2 protein-coding genes are annotated in these 2,527 nt (G+C 70.7%); both read left to right on the forward strand.

The window, feature by feature from the left end; all coding sequences use genetic code 11:
- The first annotated feature begins 163 nt into the window (after positions 1–163).
- The gene (istA, locus tag BN11_RS15510; RefSeq protein WP_083433800.1) at positions 164–1,687 is read left to right on the forward strand and encodes an IS21 family transposase; all 1,524 of its coding nucleotides are present in this window, start codon (positions 164–166) and stop codon (positions 1,685–1,687) included.
- Positions 1,684–2,460 carry an IS21-like element helper ATPase IstB gene (istB, locus tag BN11_RS15515; RefSeq protein WP_048699189.1) on the forward strand — a complete coding sequence of 259 codons (777 nt, stop codon included), beginning with the start codon at positions 1,684–1,686 and terminating at the stop codon, positions 2,458–2,460. The genes istA and istB overlap by 4 nt, the downstream gene beginning before the upstream one ends.
- The last annotated feature ends 67 nt before the right edge of the window (positions 2,461–2,527 follow it).

Consider the following 2,527-nt stretch of genomic DNA (forward strand, 5'->3'; position numbering starts at 1 on the left):
CTGTCCACGGCCGTGACAAAGTCCCCGCTGGTGGCCATGTGAGGTCCCCGCTGGTGGCCAAGTAGAAGTCCCCACCCTCTGCTCGTGTCGTCCATGAGCTGAGCCCCTGGGCGGTGGACGGTGGCGGTGTCTAGCCAGTCACCGCACCGCCCAGGGAGCTCCATTGAAGAACATGAGGGAAGAGTTGGACATCATCACCGCCTACCAGAAGGTCGGCACCTACCGAGGAGCCGCGGACATCTGCGGCACCACGCACAAGACCGTCAAGCGCGTCGTGGAGCGTCACGCCGCGGGCCAGGACCGTCCGGTGCGTGCACCGCGGCCGGCGAACTACGAGGACGTGCGCACGCTCGTGGCCCAGGACGTCAAGGACACCAGGGGCCGGATCAGTGCCAAGCGGCTGCTGCCCAGGGCCCGCGCTGCCGGGTACACCGGCTCGGCCCGCAACTTCCGCCGCCTCGTGGCCCAGGAGAAGAAGGCGTGGCGGGCCCAGCACGGGCGGACCCACCGGCCGGCGTCGTGGTCCCCGGGTGAGCACCTGGTCATCGACTGGGGCGTGATCGCCGGCGTGCACGTCTTCGCCGCGGTGTTGGCCTGGTCAAGGTTCCGGTTCGTCCGCTTCGCCGCTGATGAGAAGGCCGCGACGACGATAGCGATGCTGGCCGAGTGCTTCGAGGTCCTCGGCGGCACACCCAAGGTCGTCCTCGCCGACCGGATGGGGTGCCTGAAGGGCGGGGTGGTCGCCAACCGGGTCGTGCCCACGCCCGACTATGTCCGCTTCGCCACGCACTACCGGTTCCGGCCTGACTTCTGCGAGGCGGCGGACCCGGAGTCCAAGGGGATCGTGGAGGCCCTCGTCCGCTACGGCAAGGACGACCTGGCCCGCCCGCTCATCCTCGAGCATGCCGGTTCCGGGGACCTGGCCGCCGGCGCCGCCCGGGTTCTGGCCGACCTCGGTGGCGCCAACCAGCGCGCGGCGGACTGGTGTGCGGAGGTCAACGCCGCGCTCCACTCAGAGATCGCCGCCGTCCCGGACCAACGGTTGGCCAAGGAGGTGGACCTGCTCACCGAGCTGCCCTCGCTGCGCCCGCTCATCGGGCCAGCACCGGTGAGGCGCAAGGTCGACAAGCTGTCCACGATCCGCCTGGGTTCGGCCCGGTACTCGGTGCCCACCGCGCTGATCGGCACCCAGGTCGGTGTCCTCGTCGACGGCGCCCGGGTGCTGATCCTGGACGTCGGTACCGGGGAGGTCCACGCCGAGCACCCCCTCGTTGGCCCGGGTGAGGCTTCGGTCCTCGATGAGCACTACGGAGGTGCTCGCCCACCGGTCCCGGTGCGGGCGATCCGCCCGCGCAGCGCGGCGGAGAAGGACTTCTGCTCCCTCGGTCCGGCCGCGGAGGCGTTCATCGCCGGTGCCGCCGGCGCCGGGCACACCCGCCTGGGTCCAGAGCTGGCCGAGCTGAACACCCTCACCGCCGCCCACGGACAGGCCGCGATGGTCGCAGCCCTGGAGCGAGCCACCGCCTTTGGTCGGTGGAAGGCCAGCGATGTCCGCTCGATCCTGGCCGCCGGCACCGGCGTCCCGACCCCGCGCCCGGCCGGGGACGCGCTGGTCATCGATCTGCCGACCAGTACGGGGCGGTCGCTGGCCGAGTACGCCCCGGCCACCAAGGCGGTGTCCTCGTGAGCACCACCGCACCACCGTTGGACGCGGACCTGACCGCGGGGCTGCGCCGGTTGAAGCTGGCCGCGATGCGTCAGCTCGCCCCCGAGCTGCTCATCACGGCCAAGACCCAACGCTGGACACCGGAGGAGGTGCTGCGGGCCCTGGTCGTGGCTGAGATCGCCGCCCGGGACGCCTCCAACGAACGAGCACGCATCAAGGCCGCGGCCTTCCCGGTGCTCAAGACGATCGAGGAGTTCGACCTGGCCGCGTCCTCGATCCCGGCGCCGACGTGGGCGTACCTGACGTCCCTGGAGTGGGTCAGGGCCAGGGAGAACGTGGCCCTGATCGGCCCCGCGGGGACGGGCAAGTCGCACACGCTCATCGCACTTGGTCACGCGGCCGTCCTGGCCGGGCACCGGGTCTGGTACGTGACCGCGGCCGACCTCGTCGAGACGCTCTACCGCGGCCTTGCCGACAACACCGTCGGCAAGACCATCGAGGCCCTGCTGCGCAACGATGTCGTCCTGGTCGATGAGATCGGCTTCGCCCCGCTGGACGACACCGGCGCCCAGCTGCTCTTCCGGTTCGTCGCCGCCGCCTACGAACGCCGCTCCCTCGGCGTCGCCTCACACCACTCCTTCGAGGACTGGGGACGGTTCCTGCCCGAGCACACCACCGCCGTATCCATGCTCGACCGGCTGCTGCACCACGCCACCACCGTGGTCACCAACGGCCAGTCCTACCGCATGCGCCAAGCCCGTCAACGCCGAGGAGGTGAGCTACCCACCCCCTGATCAACCCCGCAGAGGGTGGGGACTTCCACCTGGCCAAAACCGGGGACTTCCAACTGGCCGTTGACAG

The organism is Nostocoides australiense Ben110 (genome assembly GCF_001050535.1).
Classification (GTDB): Bacteria; Actinomycetota; Actinomycetes; order Actinomycetales; family Dermatophilaceae; genus Nostocoides_A; species Nostocoides_A australiense.